General features: G+C 74.6%; 16 protein-coding genes. 10 read left to right on the forward strand and 6 right to left on the reverse strand.

Annotated features, from left to right (window positions below):
• Window positions 1-22: 22 nt before the first annotated feature.
• The 5 genes from fahA (at window position 23) to O4U47_RS05890 (ending at window position 4,916) form a co-directional block, all read left to right on the forward strand.
• The gene (fahA, locus tag O4U47_RS05870; RefSeq protein ID WP_270676517.1) at window positions 23-1,246 is read left to right on the forward strand and encodes a fumarylacetoacetase; all 1,224 of its coding nucleotides are present in this window, start codon (window positions 23-25) and stop codon (window positions 1,244-1,246) included.
• Window positions 1,247-1,370: 124 nt separating this feature from the next.
• Window positions 1,371-1,850, forward strand: coding sequence for a VOC family protein (locus tag O4U47_RS05875; protein ID WP_270676518.1), 480 nt, complete (start codon window positions 1,371-1,373; stop codon window positions 1,848-1,850).
• A gap of 50 nt (window positions 1,851-1,900) precedes the next feature.
• Entirely contained in the window at window positions 1,901-2,932 is a 1,032-nt protein-coding gene (locus O4U47_RS05880; protein ID WP_270676519.1) for a zinc-dependent alcohol dehydrogenase family protein, read from the forward strand.
• 137 nt (window positions 2,933-3,069) lie between these two features.
• A complete protein-coding gene (locus O4U47_RS05885) occupies window positions 3,070-3,624 on the forward strand; it encodes a hypothetical protein (protein WP_270676520.1) in 555 nt (184 codons plus the stop codon).
• Between the two features lie 155 nt (window positions 3,625-3,779).
• Complete coding sequence (locus O4U47_RS05890) at window positions 3,780-4,916, forward strand: alpha/beta fold hydrolase (protein ID WP_270676521.1); 1,137 nt, start codon at window positions 3,780-3,782, stop codon at window positions 4,914-4,916.
• Window positions 4,917-4,949: 33 nt separating this feature from the next.
• On the opposite strand, the gene O4U47_RS05895 is transcribed toward O4U47_RS05890, so the two are convergent.
• The 3 genes from O4U47_RS05895 to O4U47_RS05905 form a co-directional block, all read right to left on the reverse strand.
• Window positions 4,950-5,654 carry a haloacid dehalogenase type II gene (locus tag O4U47_RS05895; protein WP_270676522.1) on the reverse strand — a complete coding sequence of 235 codons (705 nt, stop codon included), beginning with the start codon at window positions 5,652-5,654 and terminating at the stop codon, window positions 4,950-4,952.
• 8 nt (window positions 5,655-5,662) lie between these two features.
• A complete protein-coding gene (locus O4U47_RS05900; RefSeq protein WP_270676523.1) occupies window positions 5,663-6,589 on the reverse strand; it encodes a S1 family peptidase in 927 nt (308 codons plus the stop codon).
• A gap of 383 nt (window positions 6,590-6,972) precedes the next feature.
• The gene (locus O4U47_RS05905) at window positions 6,973-7,443 is read right to left on the reverse strand and encodes a hypothetical protein (RefSeq protein ID WP_270676524.1); all 471 of its coding nucleotides are present in this window, start codon (window positions 7,441-7,443) and stop codon (window positions 6,973-6,975) included.
• Between the two features lie 239 nt (window positions 7,444-7,682).
• On the opposite strand from O4U47_RS05905, the gene O4U47_RS05910 reads away from it, so the two are divergent.
• From O4U47_RS05910 to O4U47_RS05930, 5 genes are all read left to right on the forward strand, one after another.
• Window positions 7,683-8,822 carry a sensor histidine kinase gene (locus O4U47_RS05910; RefSeq protein WP_270676525.1) on the forward strand — a complete coding sequence of 380 codons (1,140 nt, stop codon included), beginning with the start codon at window positions 7,683-7,685 and terminating at the stop codon, window positions 8,820-8,822.
• Complete coding sequence (locus tag O4U47_RS05915; RefSeq protein WP_270676526.1) at window positions 8,819-9,421, forward strand: response regulator transcription factor; 603 nt, start codon at window positions 8,819-8,821, stop codon at window positions 9,419-9,421. The genes O4U47_RS05910 and O4U47_RS05915 overlap by 4 nt, the downstream gene beginning before the upstream one ends.
• Window positions 9,422-9,520: 99 nt before the next feature.
• On the forward strand, window positions 9,521-10,744 hold the full coding sequence (locus tag O4U47_RS05920) for an erythromycin esterase family protein (RefSeq protein WP_270676528.1): 1,224 nt from the start codon (window positions 9,521-9,523) through the stop codon (window positions 10,742-10,744).
• 252 nt (window positions 10,745-10,996) lie between these two features.
• Window positions 10,997-11,650, forward strand: coding sequence for a class I SAM-dependent methyltransferase (locus O4U47_RS05925; protein WP_270676529.1), 654 nt, complete (start codon window positions 10,997-10,999; stop codon window positions 11,648-11,650).
• Between the two features lie 561 nt (window positions 11,651-12,211).
• Window positions 12,212-13,339, forward strand: coding sequence for a hypothetical protein (locus O4U47_RS05930; protein ID WP_270676530.1), 1,128 nt, complete (start codon window positions 12,212-12,214; stop codon window positions 13,337-13,339).
• Between the two features lie 62 nt (window positions 13,340-13,401).
• On the opposite strand, the gene O4U47_RS05935 is transcribed toward O4U47_RS05930, so the two are convergent.
• The 3 genes from O4U47_RS05935 to O4U47_RS05945 all read right to left on the reverse strand — a co-directional run bounded on the left by O4U47_RS05935 (window position 13,402) and on the right by O4U47_RS05945 (window position 18,278).
• Window positions 13,402-13,899: a hypothetical protein gene (locus O4U47_RS05935; protein WP_270676531.1), complete on the reverse strand. Its 498-nt coding sequence runs from the start codon at window positions 13,897-13,899 to the stop codon at window positions 13,402-13,404.
• A 182-nt stretch (window positions 13,900-14,081) separates the two neighbouring features.
• Window positions 14,082-16,991: a serine/threonine-protein kinase gene (locus tag O4U47_RS05940; RefSeq protein ID WP_270676532.1), complete on the reverse strand. Its 2,910-nt coding sequence runs from the start codon at window positions 16,989-16,991 to the stop codon at window positions 14,082-14,084.
• A gap of 150 nt (window positions 16,992-17,141) precedes the next feature.
• Window positions 17,142-18,278, reverse strand: a complete 1,137-nt coding sequence (locus O4U47_RS05945; protein WP_270676533.1) for a baeRF2 domain-containing protein — start codon at window positions 18,276-18,278, stop codon at window positions 17,142-17,144.
• Window positions 18,279-18,295 lie beyond the last annotated feature (17 nt).

Here is an 18,295-nt window from a genome sequence, read left to right on the forward strand (position 1 = left end):
ACGACCCCAGGAGGACCACGAGGTGCCCGAAAGCTGGCTCGACATCGCGCCGGACTCACCGTTCGGCCTGCACAACCTGCCCTACGGGGTGTTCAGCGAACCCGGCGACCCCGGCCCGCGGACCGGGGTGGCCGTCGGGGCGCACGTGCTCGACCTGGGGGCGGCGGCCCGGGCGGCCGGGTCCCCGTTCGCCGACGCGGTCTCCGGCCCCTCCCTGGACGGCCTGCTGGCCGCCGGGCGGCCCGTGTGGGAGCAGGTGCGCGCCACCGTGCTGCGCTGGCTCACCGACCCCGCGCGCGAGGAGGGCGTCCGCCCCCACCTCATCGGACGCGACCGCGTGCGCATGCACATGCCCTTCACCGTCGGCGACTACGTCGACTTCTACTCCTCCGAGCACCACGCCACCAACGTCGGGCGCATCTTCCGGCCCGACTCCGCGCCCCTGACCCCCAACTGGAAGCACCTGCCCATCGGCTACCACGGGCGCGCCGGGACGGTCGTCCCCTCGGGGGCGCCCGTCGTGCGCCCGTGCGGCCAGCGCAAGGGGCCGGACGACCCCGCCCCCGTCTTCGGCCCCTCGCGGCGCCTGGACATCGAGGCCGAGGTGGGGTTCGTGGTCGGCGCCCCGAGCCGGCGCGGCGGCCGCGTGCCGGTCGGCGGCTTCGCCGACCACGTGTTCGGGGCGTTCCTGGTCAACGACTGGTCCGCGCGCGACCTGCAGGCCTGGGAGTACGTCCCGCTGGGGCCGTTCCTGGGCAAGTCGTTCGCCACCTCGGTGTCGCCGTGGGTCGTGCCCCTCCAGGCGCTTGAGGCGGCACGCGTCGAACCGCCGGTGCGCGACCCCGAGCCGCTGGAGTACCTGCGCGACGCCAAGGACGAGCCGTGGGGGCTGGACCTGGCGCTGGAGGTGCGGATCAACGGGCACGTGGTCGCCCGGCCCCCGTTCGCGCAGATGTACTGGACCCCCGCCCAGCAGCTCGCCCACATGACCGTCAACGGCGCCTCGGTGCGCACGGGGGACATGTACGCCTCGGGAACGGTCAGCGGCCCGGAGCCGGGGCAGCGCGGGTGCCTGCTGGAGATGACCTGGGGAGGCAGGGAGCCGCTGAAGCTGCCCGACGGGTCCGAGCGCGCGTTCCTGGAGGACGGGGACACGGTCGCCATCAGCGCGACGGCGCCCGGCCCGGAAGGGTCGGTCATCGGGTTCGGCGAGGTGACCGGCAGCGTCCGGCCCGCCGAGGAGTGACCCGGAGCGACCCGGGCCCGGCCCGGGCGATCGGGCGGGCGCCGGAGCGATGAGTTCCGGCGCCCGCCGGGGTCTTAATCCCTGAGCGCGCACACAGGGTGCGCGGCGGCCCGAGGGGGACGGCATGTCCAGCGACGGATTCACGACCTGCCTGTGGTTCGACGGGCGGGCACGCGAGGCGGCGGAGTTCTACACCTCGGTCTTCCCCGACTCCTTCATGGGGACGGCCATCGCCCAGCCGGAAGGGCTCCCCTCCCCGCCCGCCGACGAGCTGCTCGTCGATTTCACCATCAAGGGCGAGAAGTTCGTCGGCCTGAACGGCGGCCCGATGTTCACCTTCAATGAGGCGATCTCCTTCCAGATCCACTGCGACGACCAGGACGAGGTGGACTACTACTGGGACCGCCTGACCGCCGACGGCGGCGAGGAGGGCCCCTGCGGCTGGCTCAAGGACAAGTTCGGCGTCTCGTGGCAGGTCATCCCCAAGGTGTTCCTGGAGATGATGGGCGACCCGGACACCGCGCGCGTGCAGCGCGTCTCCGACGCGATGATGACCATGAAGAAGCTCGACATCACAGAGCTGGAGAAGGCGTTCAACGTCTGATCCGCACCCGGCCTCGACACGCCCTCCCCGTCTGACCGACAGTGGGAGTCATGGCGCCGACGATTCCCGACACCATGGACGCATGGGTGGTCGACCGCCCCGGCCCGCTCTCCCGGCGGCCCCTGCACCCGGTGCGGCTGCCGGTGCCCGAGCCCGTCGGGCGTGAGCTGCTGGTGCGGATCGAGGCGTGCGCGGTGTGCCGGACCGACCTGCACCTCGCCGAGGGCGACCTGCTGCCGCGCCGCCCCAGCACGGTCCCCGGGCACGAGGCGGTGGGCCGCGTGGCGGCGTGTGGGCCCACCGCCCGCCCGCGCGAGGAGGGGGAGCGGGTCGGCATCGCCTGGCTGCGCGGAACCTGCGGGAGGTGCCGGTACTGCGCGCGCGGAGCGGAGAACCTGTGCCCGTCCTCGCGCTACACCGGCTGGGACGCCGACGGCGGGTACGCCGAGTACGCGGTGGTCGACGACCGGTACGCCTACCGGCTGCCCGGCGACGCCGACCCGGTGACGCTCGCACCGCTGCTGTGCGCGGGCATCATCGGCTACCGCGCGCTGGAGCGGGCCGATCCGCCCGACGGCGCGCGGGTGGGGATCTACGGGTTCGGCGCGTCGGCCCATCTGGCCGCGCAGGTGGCGGTCGCCAAGGGGGCGACGGTGCACGTGGTGACACGCTCGGCCCGCGCGCGGCGGCTGGCCGTGGAACTGGGGTGCGCGTCGGCGTCGTCCCCGGCCGAGGGGCCGCCCGAGCTGCTGGACTCGGCGGTCCTCTTCGCCCCCGCGGGGGAGCTGGTGCCCAAGGCGCTGGAGTCCCTGGACCGCGGGGGCACGCTGGCGGTCGCCGGGATCCACCTGTCGGACGTCCCGGCGCTCAACTACCAGGGGCACCTCTTCCAGGAGAGGACGCTGCGCAGCGTCACGGCGAACACCCGGGCGGACGGCAGGGCGTTCCTCGACTTCGCGGTGGCCAACGGCATCCGGGTGGAGACCGAGCGGTACCCGATGCCGCGGGCGGACGAGGCGCTGGAGGCGCTGGCCGCCGGGGCGGTCTCCGGGGCCGCGGTCCTGGTCTCCGGGCAGGGCTGAGCCGCCCGGCCGATCCGGTGGCGCCTCGGCCCCCCGGTGCCGCCGCCGGAGGCCGCACGCCCCTTCCTCACACTCCTTTTTGACGTGTCACTGTGGACGGTCTAGTTTCTTGGGGTGCCGTCCGAGGAGGGGGAAGAATGCGCGGACTGATCGGATTCCTGCCGTGGATCGTCTACGGCTTCATCGCCACCGGCGACGAGTGGCGGTGGGGCGGGCTCGTCGGCCTCGGGATCGCCCTGGTCCTCATCGCCTGGGACCGGGCCCAGGGCCGGGGGTGGGACGAGACCATGGTCGAGACCACGGCCGCCGCCTTCTTCGCCCTCGTCGTCCTCTATTCGCTCCTGCGGCCCGACTCCGAACTGCCCCGCTACGGGCCCGCACTGCTCAACGCGGCCCTGGCGCTCATGGCCTGGGGGTCGCTGGCCCTGCGCACCCCCTTCACACTCGGCATCGCCAGGGCCATGGCGCCCGAAGAGGTCCATGGCACCGCCGCCTTCCGTGCGCTGAACACCGTGATCACCCGCTTCTGGGCGGTGTGCTTCACCGCCGCCGCGACCGCCCTGGCCGTCGTGCTCTCCCTCGACCCTTATGCGACGGCGCTCGTCATCACCATCAAGGCGGCCACCTTCGCGGTCCCGATCGCCTTCACCGTCCGGTACCCGAAGGCCGTGCGGCGGCGCCTGCGCGCCTGAGGAGCCGCGGGCCCGGACCCGGCCGGTGCCGCCCACGGCACGGGGGCACCCCGTGCACTAGTCTCCGCTCCGTCGGCCACCGTGCGTGGCCGCCACGGCAGGGCGGCCCCGTGCCGCCCGCGCCGCGAGGCCCGCGACCGCTAGGAGACCGAGCCATGCCCGCTGAGATCCCCGCCCGCGCCGCCCGCGAGATGGCCGCCCTGCTGGGCGGGCGCCCGGAGGCGCTGGACGCCCTCGACGCGGTCGCGCCCCGCGCCGCCGACGCCATGGCCGCCGGGTTCGCCGACGTCCTCAGCGAGAGCGGCCTGGGGCGCGCCGAACGCGAGATCGCCACCCTCGCCGCCCTGATCGCCCTCGGCGACAGCGGCCCGCAGCTCGCCGTGCACACCGCCGCCGCGCGCAACGCGGGCGTCGACGACTCCGAGATCGCCCTGCTGGTGCACCACTTGGTGCCCTACGTCGGGTTCCCCCGGGTCCTCCAGGCGGTCGGCGCGATGGGCCTGGCCCGGGTGGCGCCCGAGCACGAGGTCGGCCTCGGCGCCTGCACCACCCGCGTCACCGACCGCCCGGCCGACGGGGCGGAGCAGCGCGAACCCCTCGTCCTGCTGCACGCGCTCGCCCTCGACCGGCGCATGTGGAGCCGCGTGCTGGACCTGCTGCCCGCCGACCGCCGCGTCATCGCCTGCGACCTGCGCGGCCACGGCCGGGCCGCCGACGCCCCGCCGCCCGCCACCCTGCACGACCACGCCGGCGACCTGGCCGCCCTGCTCGACCGGCTGGAGGTGCCCGTCGCCCAGGTGGCCGGGTTGTCGCTGGGCGGAGCCGTCGCCCAGACGTTCGCCCTCGACCACCCGGACCGGGTCGCCCGCCTGGACCTGCTGGCCACCGTCGCCGACCCGAAGGACGCCTTCGAGGGGCGCGCCCGCAGCGGCGAGGCCGACGGCATGGCCGCGCAGATCGCCCCGACCCTGGCGCGCTGGTTCACCCCGGAGACGCTGGCGGAGAACCCGTGGGCGGTCCGGTACGCGCGCGACCGGATCGCGCGCACGGCACCGGCGGACTGGGCGGCGAACCTGCGCGCGCTGGCCGCCGTCGACACCCGCCCCCGCCTGCCGGAGATCACCGTGCCCACCCGCGTCGTGGCGGGCGGCGCGGACCGGTCGACCCCGGCCGACGAGGTGCGCACCATCGCCGACGACATCCCGGGGGCCGAGTACAGCGTCATCCCCGGTGCGCCCCACATGATGGCCCTGCAGAAGCCCGACGAGCTCGCGGCCGTGCTGGCGCGCTGACCGCCGGTCCGCCGCCCGCCGGTGCCCTGCGCGTCAGCCCGCCAGCGCGCGGGCCAGCTGCACGACGTCGTCGGCGACGAGGTCGGCGCCCGGCGGCGCGGGGACCGGGGCGGCCTCGGGGCCCCACTCCAGGGGCCGCGGGATGTAGGCGGTGCGGAACCCGGCCCCGGCCGCCCCTTCGAGGTCGTCGGGGTGGCAGGCCACCATGACCAGCCGCTCCGGCTCGATCCCCAGCAGCTCGGCGGCCCGGAGGTAGACCCGTCGGTCGGGCTTGTAGGTCCGGGCCAGCTCGGCCGACAGGATGCAGTCGAAGCGCAGCCCGGCCTGCTTGGTGAGCCGGGCGAGCAGGCCGACGCCGCCGTTGGACAGCGCCGCGGTGATAACGGGGGAGCGGTGGAGCGCCTCCAGGCCGGAGGGGGCGTCGGGCCAGGGGCGGAGGCGGTGCCATACCGATACGAGCCGTTCCCGGTCGGCGTCGCCGATCGCGTCCAGGCCGCGCTCGTCCAGGACCTCGTCGAGCATGACCCGGTGCAGCTCGTCCAACGAGCGCCACGGCGCCTCGCCGGAGACGACCGCGCCCAGGGTCGGGACGTACTTCCTTCGCCAGTCGTCGGTGACGGACGGCCAGTCGGCGTGCAGCCCGGCACGCTCGCCGACGGAGGCCAGCTCGCCGCTCACCCCCGACCGCCAGTCGGTCATCGTGCCGAACACGTCGAAAAGCGCGGCGTCAATGTCCATGGGGCCAGTCAATGCCCATGGGGCCGGTCTGACAAGCGGGGCCCGGGGGCGCCGGAGCCGGGCCCCAAATGGTCGTCGATGGCGTCGGCGAACGCGGGGACCTCGCTGAACAGCGAGTACAGGCGCGCCAGGTCGGGCGGCGGCCCGTCGACCGCGATCTGGTCGTGCACGACCCCGACGAGCCTGCCGTCGACGACGAGCGGCCCGCCGCTGTCGCCGGGGCCGATGGCCGGACCGCCCGAGGGGAACCCGGCGCCCACGAAGTGCGCAGGGTCGTACAGCAGGCCGTACGCCTCCGCGCTCCGCGTCCACGTGTCGTCGTCGAGGATCGGGAGGCACGCCTTCATCAGGACCGGGGAGCCTTCGCGGGGGCGGTCGAAGTCGGTCGCGCCCCACCCCAGGACCGTGCCCGTGCGGCCGGCGAGGTCGCCGTCGCCGGGGCGGGCCAGGGGCAGCGTCGGGAGCGGAAGCGGCCGGTCCAGGGTCACCACGGCGACGTCGCCGCCGGGGCGCGGCGTCAGGCCGCTGCCGGGTTCGGGCTCGGGGACGACCTGGTCGTGGCTCCACACCGCGACCGCCTCGCGCGTCCACCCCTCGTCGGTGCGCAGGTCGGTGCGTCCGGCGACGACCTGAAGGCCTTCGCGCTCCTCGGGCGTGTCCACGCAGTGCGCGGCGGTGACGACCTTGTCCGGCCGCACCAGGGCGCCCCCGCAGTACTGCCCGCCGGGCCGCTCGGGGAAGTCTCCGGGATCGGTGAGCGCGACCGCCCAGGGGTGGTCCTCGACGGACGCGGCCGAGCCGTCGACGATCCTGGTCTCCGCGCCACCGCCGGGCGCCTCGTCGGCGTGCGCGGCGCCGGGGGCACCGGCGACGAGGATCAGGAGGGTGCCCGCTGCCACCACGGACACCGTCGGCGGGATCACGGCACTGGACATGTTCCTCCTCGCGCTCGCAGGCCTGCGGAACCGGCGCTCCGGTGGGGGAGCGGCCCCACCCTAGGTCGGCGCGGAGCGGGGGAGAGCGGCCTTTGCCCCGGGTCGTACGCGCCCGTGTCGCCGTCTGGGAGCATGCGGCGGTGGACACGGGAGGCGAGTACGCGCGGCTGTGGACCGCGGCCGGAAGCGGCCAGGCGGAGCTCCGCGCCCGCCGGGGCCCACTAGGGGGTGTTGTGCGGATCACGACCTACTGCGCGACGCCCGGGCACGCCCCTCGCTGCGTCCTCATCGGTCGACAGCGCACCCAGGCTGACTCCCTCTTCGTCCTTGCGATGAACGCACCTGGACGCCGCTCGCTACGGCCATGATCCACCCAACACCCCCTAGACGAAGGTGACGCCCACGGCGGCGAGGCCGCCCAGGGCGACGCCCCACACGATGATCGAGACCGTCTGCCAGAAGATCACCGCGTTGCGGGACGCGCCGAAGGAGACGGTCGCCGCCGAGGTGATCTGGCTCGGCAGGGCCAGCGGCCCCAGGAGGGCGACCCCGGCGACGCCGAAGCGGTCGAAGCGCTGCTTGAGCTTCTCGCGGCGGGGCGTCAGCGGCCGCTCGGGGCGGGAGCCGCGCACCCGCGAGCGGATCCCGTGCGACATGTACACCGCGACCAGCATCGAGGCCACGTTCCCGAGGATGGCCGCGGGGATGGCCACCAGCGGCGAGAGTCCGGCCAGGACGCCGATCACCGATCCCGTGTACGACTCGACGAAGGGGATCACGCCCAGCCCGATCACCGCGATCCACTGCACCGCGGGCGGCAGGGTGTCGGTGAAGGCCTGGAGCTCTGCGTACATCGGTGGCGCCTCTCTCGTTCGCTCGGGTGCGTCCGGCCGCGGCACCGGGGCGGCGCCGCGTCCGAAGCCACCGTCGCCCATCGGGGCGGTCGCTGTGCAGTGCGATTTCGTCAGCACTTTTCCCTGATGTTCGTCACGGGTGCACCCGTGACGTGGCGTCACTGGCGGCGGCGGAAGGGCGGCGGGAGACTGGGGGCGCCGGTGGCGACCAGGCCGGATCCGGTGTGGAGGGGGAGCGCGTGAAGAGTGGGCGGACCGGCGAGACCCAGAGCAGGCTGCGCCTGCTCAACCTGGGGACCGTCATGGGGTCGATGTCCGCGGTCGGCGCGCTGCTCGTGGCGATGGACACCAGGTCGTGGCAGGCCGCGGTGCTCCTCGCCGTCGGCCTGGTGACGGCCCTGCTGGTGGTGCGGCAGTGGACCGTGGGCCGCTACTCGCCGCTCGCCCTCCTCGCGCTGGCCGTGACGGCGGCCGTGTGGGTGGCCGGGGCGCTGGCGGCGGACGTGCCGACGGGGGTCTACGCCTTCGCCGTCGTGGCGACCGTCATCGCCTTCGAAGTGCCGCGCCTGCGGTGGGTCATCGCCGCGGGCACGGGCGCCTCGGCCGCCGCCATCATCGCGGTGCGACTGGCGGCGGCGGGCGACGGCCCGGTGGAGGTACTGCTCCGCTATGCCGTCGTCACGCCGTGCATCGCCACGCCCGGCGTCGTCCTGACGGTCCTGGCCTACGCGGTCCACGATGTCATCGGAGAGCTGGGGCGCGCGCAGGAGCGCGAGGCCGAACTGGCCGTCATGCGGGAGCGGGTGCGCTTCGCCGGGGACCTGCACGACATCCAGGGGCACACGCTGCACGTGGTCAGGCTGAAGGTCGCGCTGGCGAAGAGGCTGCTGGAGGACGGCCACGGCGACCCGGCGCGCGCCGGGGAGGAGCTGGACGAGGTGCACGGGCTCGTCGGGGACACGATCGCCCGGACCAAGGAGCTCGCCTACGCGCAGCGGCGGCTGAACTTCTCCGCGGAGCTGGAGAACGCGAAGAACCTCTTCGAGGCGGCGGGCATCCGTGTCGAGGTGGAGCGGACGGGGGAGGTCGGTGCACGCGCGGGGGAGATGCTGGGGCAGGTCCTCAGGGAGGCGACCACTAACATCCTGCGCCATGCGGAGGCCGGGCATGTATGGATCACCGTCTCCGGGGCGGGGATCACGGTCGCCAACGACGGGGCGAACGGTGCCGGGAAGGCGGCGCTGGGCGGGCTCGCCGTGCTACGCGACCGCTTGGCCTCCGAAGGGGGACGACTGACGGTGGAGCAGGAGGACGGGGTGTTCCGGACGGCCGCGGCGTTTCCGGGTGCACGTGAACAGGGAAGGACGACCGGCCGATGACGACCGTGGTGCTCGCCGACGACGAGGCGCTCCTCCGCAAGGCGCTGGCCGCCCTGCTCCCGATGGACGGCGGGATCACCGTGCTGGCGGAGGCGGAGAACGGCGAGGAGGCGGTCGGCGCGACGCTGCGCCACCGGCCCGACGTGCTCGTGATCGACCTGGAGATGCCCGGGACCGACGGGTTGGGCGCCGTGTCGGAGGTGCGCCGGGAGCTGCCGGAGCAGCCGGTCCTGATGCTGACGAGGCACGCCCGGCCGGGGGTGCTGCGCAAGGCGCTGAAGCTGGGCGTCCAGGGGTTCGTGAGCAAGGCGGCCGAACCGGCGCACATCGCCGGGGTGATCGCCGCCCTGCACGAGGGGAGGCGGTGGATCGACCCGGAGGTGTCGGCGCTGGCGGTGATCGACGACTGCCCCCTGACGGACCGGGAGATCGACGTCCTGAGGGCGACGAGGGACGGCTACTCGGCGGCGGACACGGCGGCGATGCTGCACCTGGCCGAGGGCACCGTGCGCAACTACCTGTCGAACGCGATGCAGAAGACCCAGACCCGCACCCGCCACGCGGCGGCCCGCTACGCCCGCGAGCACGATTGGCTGTAGAGGGGCACCCCCTCGATCCTGCACTGAACCCGACGCGCATCCGCTTCCTGGCACCGTGAGGCTTGACGTCAAGTCAACTTGAGATTTTAGCGTCGCGGGATGGACGACGACGTGACCGCATGGATCCGCGAGCGGTCCCACCCGCTCGCCGCCCCCGACCCGGACGCCTCGCTCGACGAACTCGCGCCGCTCGACGAACTCGCGCCGCTCGACGCGATCGCCGACGGGGCCGCGGTGGTCGGGCTCGGCGAGGCGAGCCGCTTCGCCCACGAGGTGTTCACCGCGCGCTTCCGTATGTTGCGCTACCTGGTCGAGCACCTGGGGTTCCGTGCGCTGGCGCTGGAAGAGGACTGGACCAAGGGGCAGGAGCTCGACGCCCATGTCCGCACAGGACGGGGCGACCCCCGCCGCATCATCGACGCAAACGCCTGGGCGGTCTGGCGGACCGAGGAGTTCGCCGCCGCCCTGCGGTGGATCCGGCAGCGCAACCGTGCTCACCCGGATGACCCTGTACGCATCGTCGGCCTCGACTTCGCGCGCGTGCAGGCGTCCGCCTTCGAGAAGGTCCTCGACCACCTCCGGCGCCACGCACCCGACCGCTTCCCCGAAGCCGAGGCCCATTACGCGGACCTGCGCCCCGAGGGGGAGCCCGCCGGGAACGCCGCCCGGATCGCCGCCCACACCGACCCGGGCGGCCTGGTCGACCGCGCCGAACGGGTACGGGACCTGGTTCGGGACACCGGCCCTGTGGAGGAGCAGGAGGAGGCCGCGTGGAACGCGCGTGTCATCGCGGGCTTCCACCGGTGGCATGCGCCCGGCGTCGCCCCCGACTCCGCCCTGATGGCCGACGGCATCGTCCGTTGGCACCGCCGCACCGGCGCGCGGATCGTCTACTGGGGCGGTACCGGGCACTCGGCGGTCCGGCCCGGCAGCGAGGGCGGGCGCCTGCGCGACCACTTGGGCCGGGCGTACCGCTCGATCGGGTTCACTTTCGACCGGGGAGAGCTGCTGTGGCCGCTCGCACCGGCCTCGCCTGAACTCGCGGAGGCGACGCTGCGCGACGCGCGCCCCGGGCCCTTCCTGCTGGACGTGCGCGGCGAGGCCCCTGCCCGCGTGAGGGAATGGCTGGACGGTCCGACACGGGTGCGGGTGATCGGTCCGCACTACGACGCGGACCGCGATGCCGAGTTCAGCATGGAGGGCGATTCCCTGCGCACTCTGTTCGACGCGGTGGTGTTCCTGCCACAGGTCACCCCCGTGCGGCGGCTAGGGGACCGACCGGTGGGGCCGGCGTGCGTGGGCTCAGGGAGTTCCATGGCATGATGTCCGCTGCGGGGCCGGATAGCCGGGTAAGGACATGCGCGATCGCACTGGGCTAGTCGGGTGCGTGACATACCAATCTCGCGTGTCGCCCCGCTCTTGACCAGCGGAAACGCAGGAGCGATGGAAGGTCCGCTGGGGGGATACGGCGACCGCGAGCGAGAGACCGGCCGAACACCCGCCCCTCGGGACGTGTGCCGTTCGGGCCGGAAAACCAGTGGCCCCGGTCCCGGCGGGGCGGCGATGCTCCCCTCCATGGAGCGACACGATCCCCCTCTCCCCTCTGATCCAAAGAACGTCGTTCGGCACGGCTACAACGCCGTGTCGATGCTCTACCGCCGCTCGGACGACGTGCACGTCTACGCCGACTGGATCGCCGTCCTCGAGTCCCGCCTTCCGCGTTCTGCGACCGTCTTGGACCTTGGGTGCGGCTGCGGCGTCCCCGTCGCCCGCGCGCTGGACAGGGCAGGGCACGCGGTCACCGGGGTCGACATCAGCGACGTGCAGATCGACCGCGCGCGCAGCCTGGTCCCCGGCGCCTATTTCATCCGGGCGGACGCGGCGCATGTCGCCTTCCCCGACCGCGGATTCGACGCGGTCGTCTGCCTCTACTCCCTCATCCACATGCCGCTGCGGGACCAGCGGCGCCTCCTCGTCCGGATCGCCCGCTGGCTGCGCCCGGGAGGGCGCCTGCTCGCCACCGTCGGCCACCGGGCCTGGACGGGCACTGAGGACGGCTGGCTCGGCGGCCCCGCGCCGATGTGGTGGAGCCACGCGGACTCCGGCACCTACGCCGATTGGGTCGCCGAGGCGGGATTGACGGTGACGGATCGGCGCATCGTTCCCGAAGGGGAATCGGCGCACGCCCTCTTCTGGGCGCGCAGACCCCTCGGCGACGGCGCCATGTGACGCGCAGGACGACTGGGCCGGTCGGCTCCGCAGGGCGCACCTCTGGCGTGTCGGCGCCGTGCGCTGGCGGAGTACCTTCTCACCTGTGAATTTCCATCAGGATCGAAGCGAGTTGAGGCGTGGTCGCGCGGCCGGTGAGAATTCGCTGTTCAGGGGCGTCGTGACGCCTCTACCCCCATCACGATGAGAGAAGGCCACGTGCACCCGACCGGTCCACACCAGCCGCAGGGGCCGCCGTCCGGGCCGCAGCCCGGGCAGAGCGGCCAGCAGCCACCGCCAGGAGATCCGCCCCTGCCCCCGCCTCCCGGGTCCGGACCCGGAGCGCCCCCGGGACCTCCGCCGGGCGGCCCCCATCCGCCGTCGGGCCCGCCGGGCCCGTACGGCCCTCCGCCGGGAGGGCCGCCGCCTCCTGGTCCCCCCGGTGGGGCGCCGCACGGCCCTCCCGGGGGGCCGCACGGTGCGCCCGCCGGCGGTGCTCCCAAGAAGAAGGGGTCCGGCGGGCTCATCGCGGTCCTGATCGCCGTCCCGCTGGTCCTCGTTCTGGTCGGTGGTGCCGCAGGCGTGTGGTTCTTCACCGACATCCCGTTCCGGATGGGCATCCCCGGGGCCGCTCCCCGCGGCGGCGGTGACGGCTTCGAGGGCCCCAAGGCCATCGGCGACTCCGGTGTCCCCTCCGAGTGGAACAGCGGGGACTACACCCTGCGGTCCATGGAGAGCAGCGAGGCGGTCGACATCCGCATGCCCGGGGACGTGTACGAGTTCCTGGACGGCGACCTCACGGTGGAGGTCCAGGCGGTCGAGCCCCTGGCGCTCGACTCCTCGGCCGTTCCCCCGAACATGTACGCCTCCCACCCCGAGCTGGACGACGGTTTCACCGCCTACGCCGTCACCCTGAAGGCCCTCAACACCACCGGCCAGGAACTCGACATCACCCACATGTCGGACAAGGCCGGCGCGGGCGACCTGATGTCCGAGATACCGCTGCTGAACGAGTCATCGGATCTGTGGCCGAGCCGTCTCGACCCCGGTGCGGCGGCCGAGGTCCGGCGCACCTACGCGGTGCCGACCAACTACGACTACGCGTCCGCAGTCCTTGAGGTGCGTGGGCCCGGGATCGGCCCCGGGCCGGACGACTTCCGCAACGACCAGGAGTTCCCCGGCTTTTTCAGCTACTGGCAGCTCACCCTGGACTCCGGCGCCGTCACCGGCCCGCTGGCCGACGACGTTCCCGGAGCCGAGGCGGACGGTGTCGACGACCTCGAGGGGCTGTACGAGGCCACCGACGTCTGGCGGGCCGTCAGTGCCGGCGGCCGGATGCTCGCCCTGCACGGGACGCCCCTGGTGATGGGGCTGGAGAGCCATCCCACCTGGAACAACGACGCGAGCACGGACGACACCGACGCCCTCCGGTTCGGCTACAGGATGGAGAGCCCCTACAAGGCCCGGTCCTGGGAGTTCACCGAACCCGGGATCCGCGTCCTCTACGGCGACGAGTTGAAGGAGGCCGACCTCTCCACCCCGGATGACGCCCCCTCCGCCCCCGACCGGATCAACGCGGGCCAGGAGTGGGACGGCATGGTCGGCTTCGAGGTGCCCAAGGGGTTCGAGGGCCCCGTGATCGTCGAGGTCACCGGCCCCGGGACGGTGAACGGCGAGCAGCCGGTCAGGTACTGGTACCAGGAGGTCTGACACGGAGCCGGAAGGCCGTCGGCCGCGCGCTGGGCCCCCTGGGACCCGGCGCGCGGTGGGACTCACCACCAGTAGGTGCCGTTGCCGCCGCTGACGCAGCCGTCGCCCGGGTTCACCACGATGCAGGCGCGGAAGGCGCGCGCCGAGGAGGACGACGTCGGGTAGCCGCGCGTGTAGATGCGCGCGCCGATCCGCCAGGCGTTGTACAGGTCCCACCTGCGGTCGCCGTTGTTGTCCACCTCGAAGCGGATCCAGTGGTTTCCGTTGGCGTTCAGCGCGCGGCCCCACCCGTACTGGGTGCCGTTGTAGGTGCCGAACCGGATCTGGGCCGTCCCGCGGCCGAAGCCGTAGGCCAGCGACGTCCGCGGGTTGGGCACGACCGCCGGGTCGTAGAGCCAGGCCTGCTGTGCGGAGGCGCCCTCGCCGGAGCGCGCCCCCGCCCGCTCGTCGGGGCCCTCGGCCGCGGCGGGGGAGGAGAGCAGGGCGAGCGCGGTGGCGGCGGCCGCGGTGACGGCGGCGGTGCGGCGCAGGGGGCGGGGGAGGCGGTTCCTCGTGTGCATGGTGTTTCCGCTCCTTGGTACGGCCGGGTGGGTCCGGCCGGTGGGGGATGGCGGCCGCTCAGAGCGGGTCGCGGTCACCGAGGACACCGGAATCCTACGCACCGCGTTCGAATGTTCACAATAGGTTGTCGAAAGGGGGATTGCAGCTCCGGGTTTCCGGAGCGTGCCGCCATCACACCAGGTCAGAGGTGACCGTGTCCTCCCCGCGGGTCCTGCGGTGGCCCTACCTGTGTGGGCCCCTCCGCACCCGTGGGCGGTGCCGCCCGGGTCTCCTCGACCCGGGTCCCCTCCACGCGCGTCGGCGGGCCCGCGTACGTGGGCGGACCGACGCGGGTCGGCGGCGGTCCGTAGGGGGCGCCCTGCGGGTGGGCCGCCTGGTGCGGGACGGGGCGGGTCCTGCGGTGGCGCAGGCGCTCGCCGAGCCAGGTCCCCGCGACATAGACGAGGGGGAAGAGGACGAGCACCGATGTCCACACGCCGCCCTCGGGGTCGGTGGAGACGAGGTGCTCGGTCAGGGACCCGGCCCACGGGAAGGCCGGCATCTCTTCCAGCGGGAGCGCCTCGGGCAGGATCAGCACCACCACCGTGGCGCCGATCCAGAGCAGGTGGCCGCCGGTCCACCGCCACAGCGCGTAGGCGAGCCCGCCGACCGCCGCCGCGGTGAACGGCAGCAGCGTGAACAGCGCCGTGGCCTCCGGCATGCGGAACTCGGACGGCCGGGCGTCGCCCGCGGCGACCGACCACCCGGCGAAGAGCAGGTAGAACGACCAGATCCCCAGCCACACGAGCGCGGTCAGCCCGGTGACGGCCGCGGCCGTGCGCACCCAGGGGCGGGCGTCGGGCAGGAGCGGGGCGGAGGCCGTCCACGGCCGGGGCGCCGCCGCCAGGGCCACCAGCGTCCAGATGAAGAGGCCCAGGGCGGCCGCCCCGCCCAGCACGGCCGCGGCGCCCAGGGCGGTGGGGAAGGCGCCCACCTCATCGGCCGCCCCGACCAGCGGCGCGGCCACCAGGGGCGGCGCCGCCACCGGAAACCCGTCCAGGAACACCGAGGCGATGTGCACCAGTGTCAGGAGCCCGGTCCCGAAGAAGAACGCGCCCAGCCGCCGCCAGGGCGGGGCCAGCGCGACCACCAGGGCGGCAGCGGCGGCCACCGGCCAGATCCGCAGTTGGAGGGCGAAGGCCCCGCCGAACGCCGTCCGCGCCTCCACGGGGGCGTGGGAGACGCTTTCGCCCACGGTGAGGCCGTGCACCACGGACTGCAGGGCCAGCACCAGCCACCAGAAGACCAGCACCTGGAAGAACGCCGGCACGGCGCCGCTGCGCAGGCGGTCGCGCAGCACCGGCCGCGGGTCGGCACGGCGCCGCCACTCGGCGCTCGCGGTGCGGCGTGCGGCCGGGGCCAGCAACCGGACCGCGACCAGCAGCGCCAGCCCCTCGTCGCCGGCGGGGTCGGCGGCCGCCGCCTCGGCCAGCAGCCCCCTCCACCACGGCAGGACCAGGCCGGACCAGCCCCGCAGCGCCTCGCGTCGCACCTCGGCACGCAGGTCCGCGGGGGCGTCGGGCCGCGCGGAGTCGTCGATGGCGCCCACGGCCAGGGCCACGGCGAGGTTGCGCTCGGCCGGTCCGGCGCGCATGCCCAGGGCGTCGGCCTTGATCAGCGCGCGGTCGATGACGGCGCGGGCGCGCAGGCCGACGTTCTCCAGGCGGGTGCAGCGCCGCCCGCACGCGGTGTGGCCGCACCGGTGGGCGGCGGTGATCAGGGAGATCTCGTTGACGACGATCTCGGCGAGCCTGCCGTGGCCCTGCGGCCCCTGGGCGGCCAGGGCGCGCAGGCCCTCGATGCTCGCGTCGCGGCCGCGGTGGACGGGGCCGTCGTCGGGGCGGAAGGCGGCGGCGAACGCCGTGGCCGCCACGGCGGCCTGCTCCGCGCTGAGGATGCCGGTGAGGTGGTCGCGGTCGTAGGCGGTGTCGCCGGTCTCCTCCAGCCAGGCCCGCAGCCGGGCCGCCCCGTCGCGGCGCAGCCAGTCCTCGGCGCGGGCGGGGTGCCGCACGAACAGCGCCGCCAGGTCGGCGGGGGCGTGCACGGCCTCCCCGGCGAAGGAGACGGGGCGGACCCCGCCCGTGGTGCGCAGGGGGGAGCCGGGCAGGTCGGCGGAGTCGTCGGCGACCGGGACCGACCAGTCGGCGTCGATGACCCGGGTGGCCAGCCGCGTGGTGTGCTCCCGGGCGGCGTCCTCCCCGCCCCCGCCGCCGGGGACGCGCGCCTCCCCGGTGACGGCGGCCAGCGCGGCGAGCGCGTCGGGGCGTGCGGCCGGGTCCCGGCTCAGCGCGGCGGCCACCGGCCCGGCGAGGACGTCCGGCAGCTCATCGGCCGCGCCGTCGGGCTCCTCGTTGACGGTCCGGTAGCGCAGCACCTCGACCGGCCCGGCCCCGTAGGGCGGGCGGCCGCTCGCGGCATAGGCCACCAGCTCGCCCCAGCAGAACATGTCGGACTCGGGCCCCGCCCGCCCGCCGTCGTAGCGCTCAGGGCTGATCCAGCCGGGGGTGCCCACGACCATGTCGGTGTGGGTCATCGAGGACTCGTCGAGGGCCTGGGCGATGCCGAAGTCGAGGACCTTGGGCCCGTCCGGGGCGAGGATGATGTTGTCCGGCTTGAGGTCGCGGTGGACGATGCCCTCACGGTGGATCGCGGCCAGCGCCTCGGCCAGCCCGGCGGCGAAGGCGACCAGGGCGCCGCCGGCCAGTGGGCCGTGCTCGGCGAGGTAGGCGCGCAGTGTGGGGCCGGAGACGTAGGAGACGGCGAGCCAGGGCGCCGCGGCGCCGGTGTCGGCGTCCAGCAGCGGCGCGACGCAGCGGCCGCGGACCCGGCGGGCGAGCTCGACCTCGCGGGCGAAGCGGGAGCGGTAGCCGGGGTCGGCGGCGTACTCGGCGCGCACCGTCTTGACGGCGGCCGGGAGCCCGGAGCGGTCGCGGCCCATGTAGACGACGCCCATGCCGCCCGCGCCGAGCCTCCCCATGAGGCGGAAGGCCCCGATCGCGGCGGGATCGTCGGCCTTCAGCGGCGCGATTCGTGCGTGGCGTGCGTCGGGCATGCGCCGGTCTTCCTTGCTCGGGGGGCTTCGCCTCCGGTTATACCGAACGGTGACGACCGAGCCGAATCGGGCGATTCGCCCGCAAGGTCTCATCGCGCAGGGAGAGTGCGCGGGGGGGGGGAGGCCCACCGCCCCTTCCCCCTCGGAACCTCACACGGTTCCGGCGGCGGCCTCGGAGCCGGTGGCGGGCGTGGTCTCGAAGCGCAGGAACGCCGCCACACCGTCCTGGACGTCGGTGCCCCGCGGCAGCACCGTCACCGCCGCGTCCTGGGCCTGGGCGGCGCGCAGCGCGAGGGCGCCCGCCGGGGCGGCGAACGGGTCGCCCCGTCCCGCGAGCCCGTCAGGATCCGGGGCGACCTGTGTGCGGTCCTCCCGCAGCGCCCACAGGTCCCGGTCGGCCGCGCGCCCGGGGTCCAGCACGAGCCGCCCCACCTGCCCCCGGGACAGCGCCCGCGCGGTGGCGTCGGCCCCCGCCACCGCCAGCCCCTGGGCGGCCTGGTCGGGCAGGTCCACCAGAATCTGGGCGCGCAGCACGTCGGCCGTGCGGCGCAGGCCCTCGTCGACCCGGGTGCGCAGGCGGCGCAGGTCGTCGGGGTCGGCACGGCCCCCGCCCTCCAGCTCCACCATCAGGCCGCGGGTGCGCTCGCTCACGTGTTCGGTGATCAGATCCACCGCGCGCTTGTCGCCGCCGATGAAGACCGCCGCCGCGCCCACCGCCTCCACCGCCTCCTCGACCTCGCGGGCGGAGTTCTCGGCGTTGAGCCGCCAGACCTGCTCGGTGTGCTCCTGGTAGCGGCGCTGGCTCCACCCGCCGCTGGGCACCTTGGTGATGTGCAGGGTCGCGCCCGTGTAGTGGCGCTCGTCGACCAGCCCGCCTCCGGCCGGGTAGGCGTAGACGTCGGCTCCCGCCCGGTCGGCCGCCACCACCGCGTAGGCCACCGCCCCGTCGGTGTCGGCGACCAGGTCGACGGTGTCGGCGACGGGCAGCCAGGCGCCGCGGTCGGCCGGGGGCGGCTGGGACAGGGTGAAGGCGCCGAGCAGGCGGCCCCCGGCGGCGAACAGGGCCTCGCCCTGGGGGCCGGGGATGCCTTCGCCCCCGCCCGCGGCGGCCTCCAGCACCTCCAGGGTCAGCGGGTCGGCCCCCTGGTCCTGGAGCCCGTCGAGCACGGAGCGCAGGCGCAGGCGGATATGGTCGGCCGCGTTCTCCTCGGCCCGGGTGGTGTCCAGGTAGGCCGACGCCACCGGGCCGGACGCGGTGTACAGGTGTTCCAGGAAGCGCAGATCCATGGCATGCGGGCCGGGGC

Source organism: Nocardiopsis suaedae (assembly GCF_027706745.1).
Lineage (GTDB): Bacteria > Actinomycetota > Actinomycetes > Streptosporangiales > Streptosporangiaceae > Nocardiopsis_A > Nocardiopsis_A suaedae.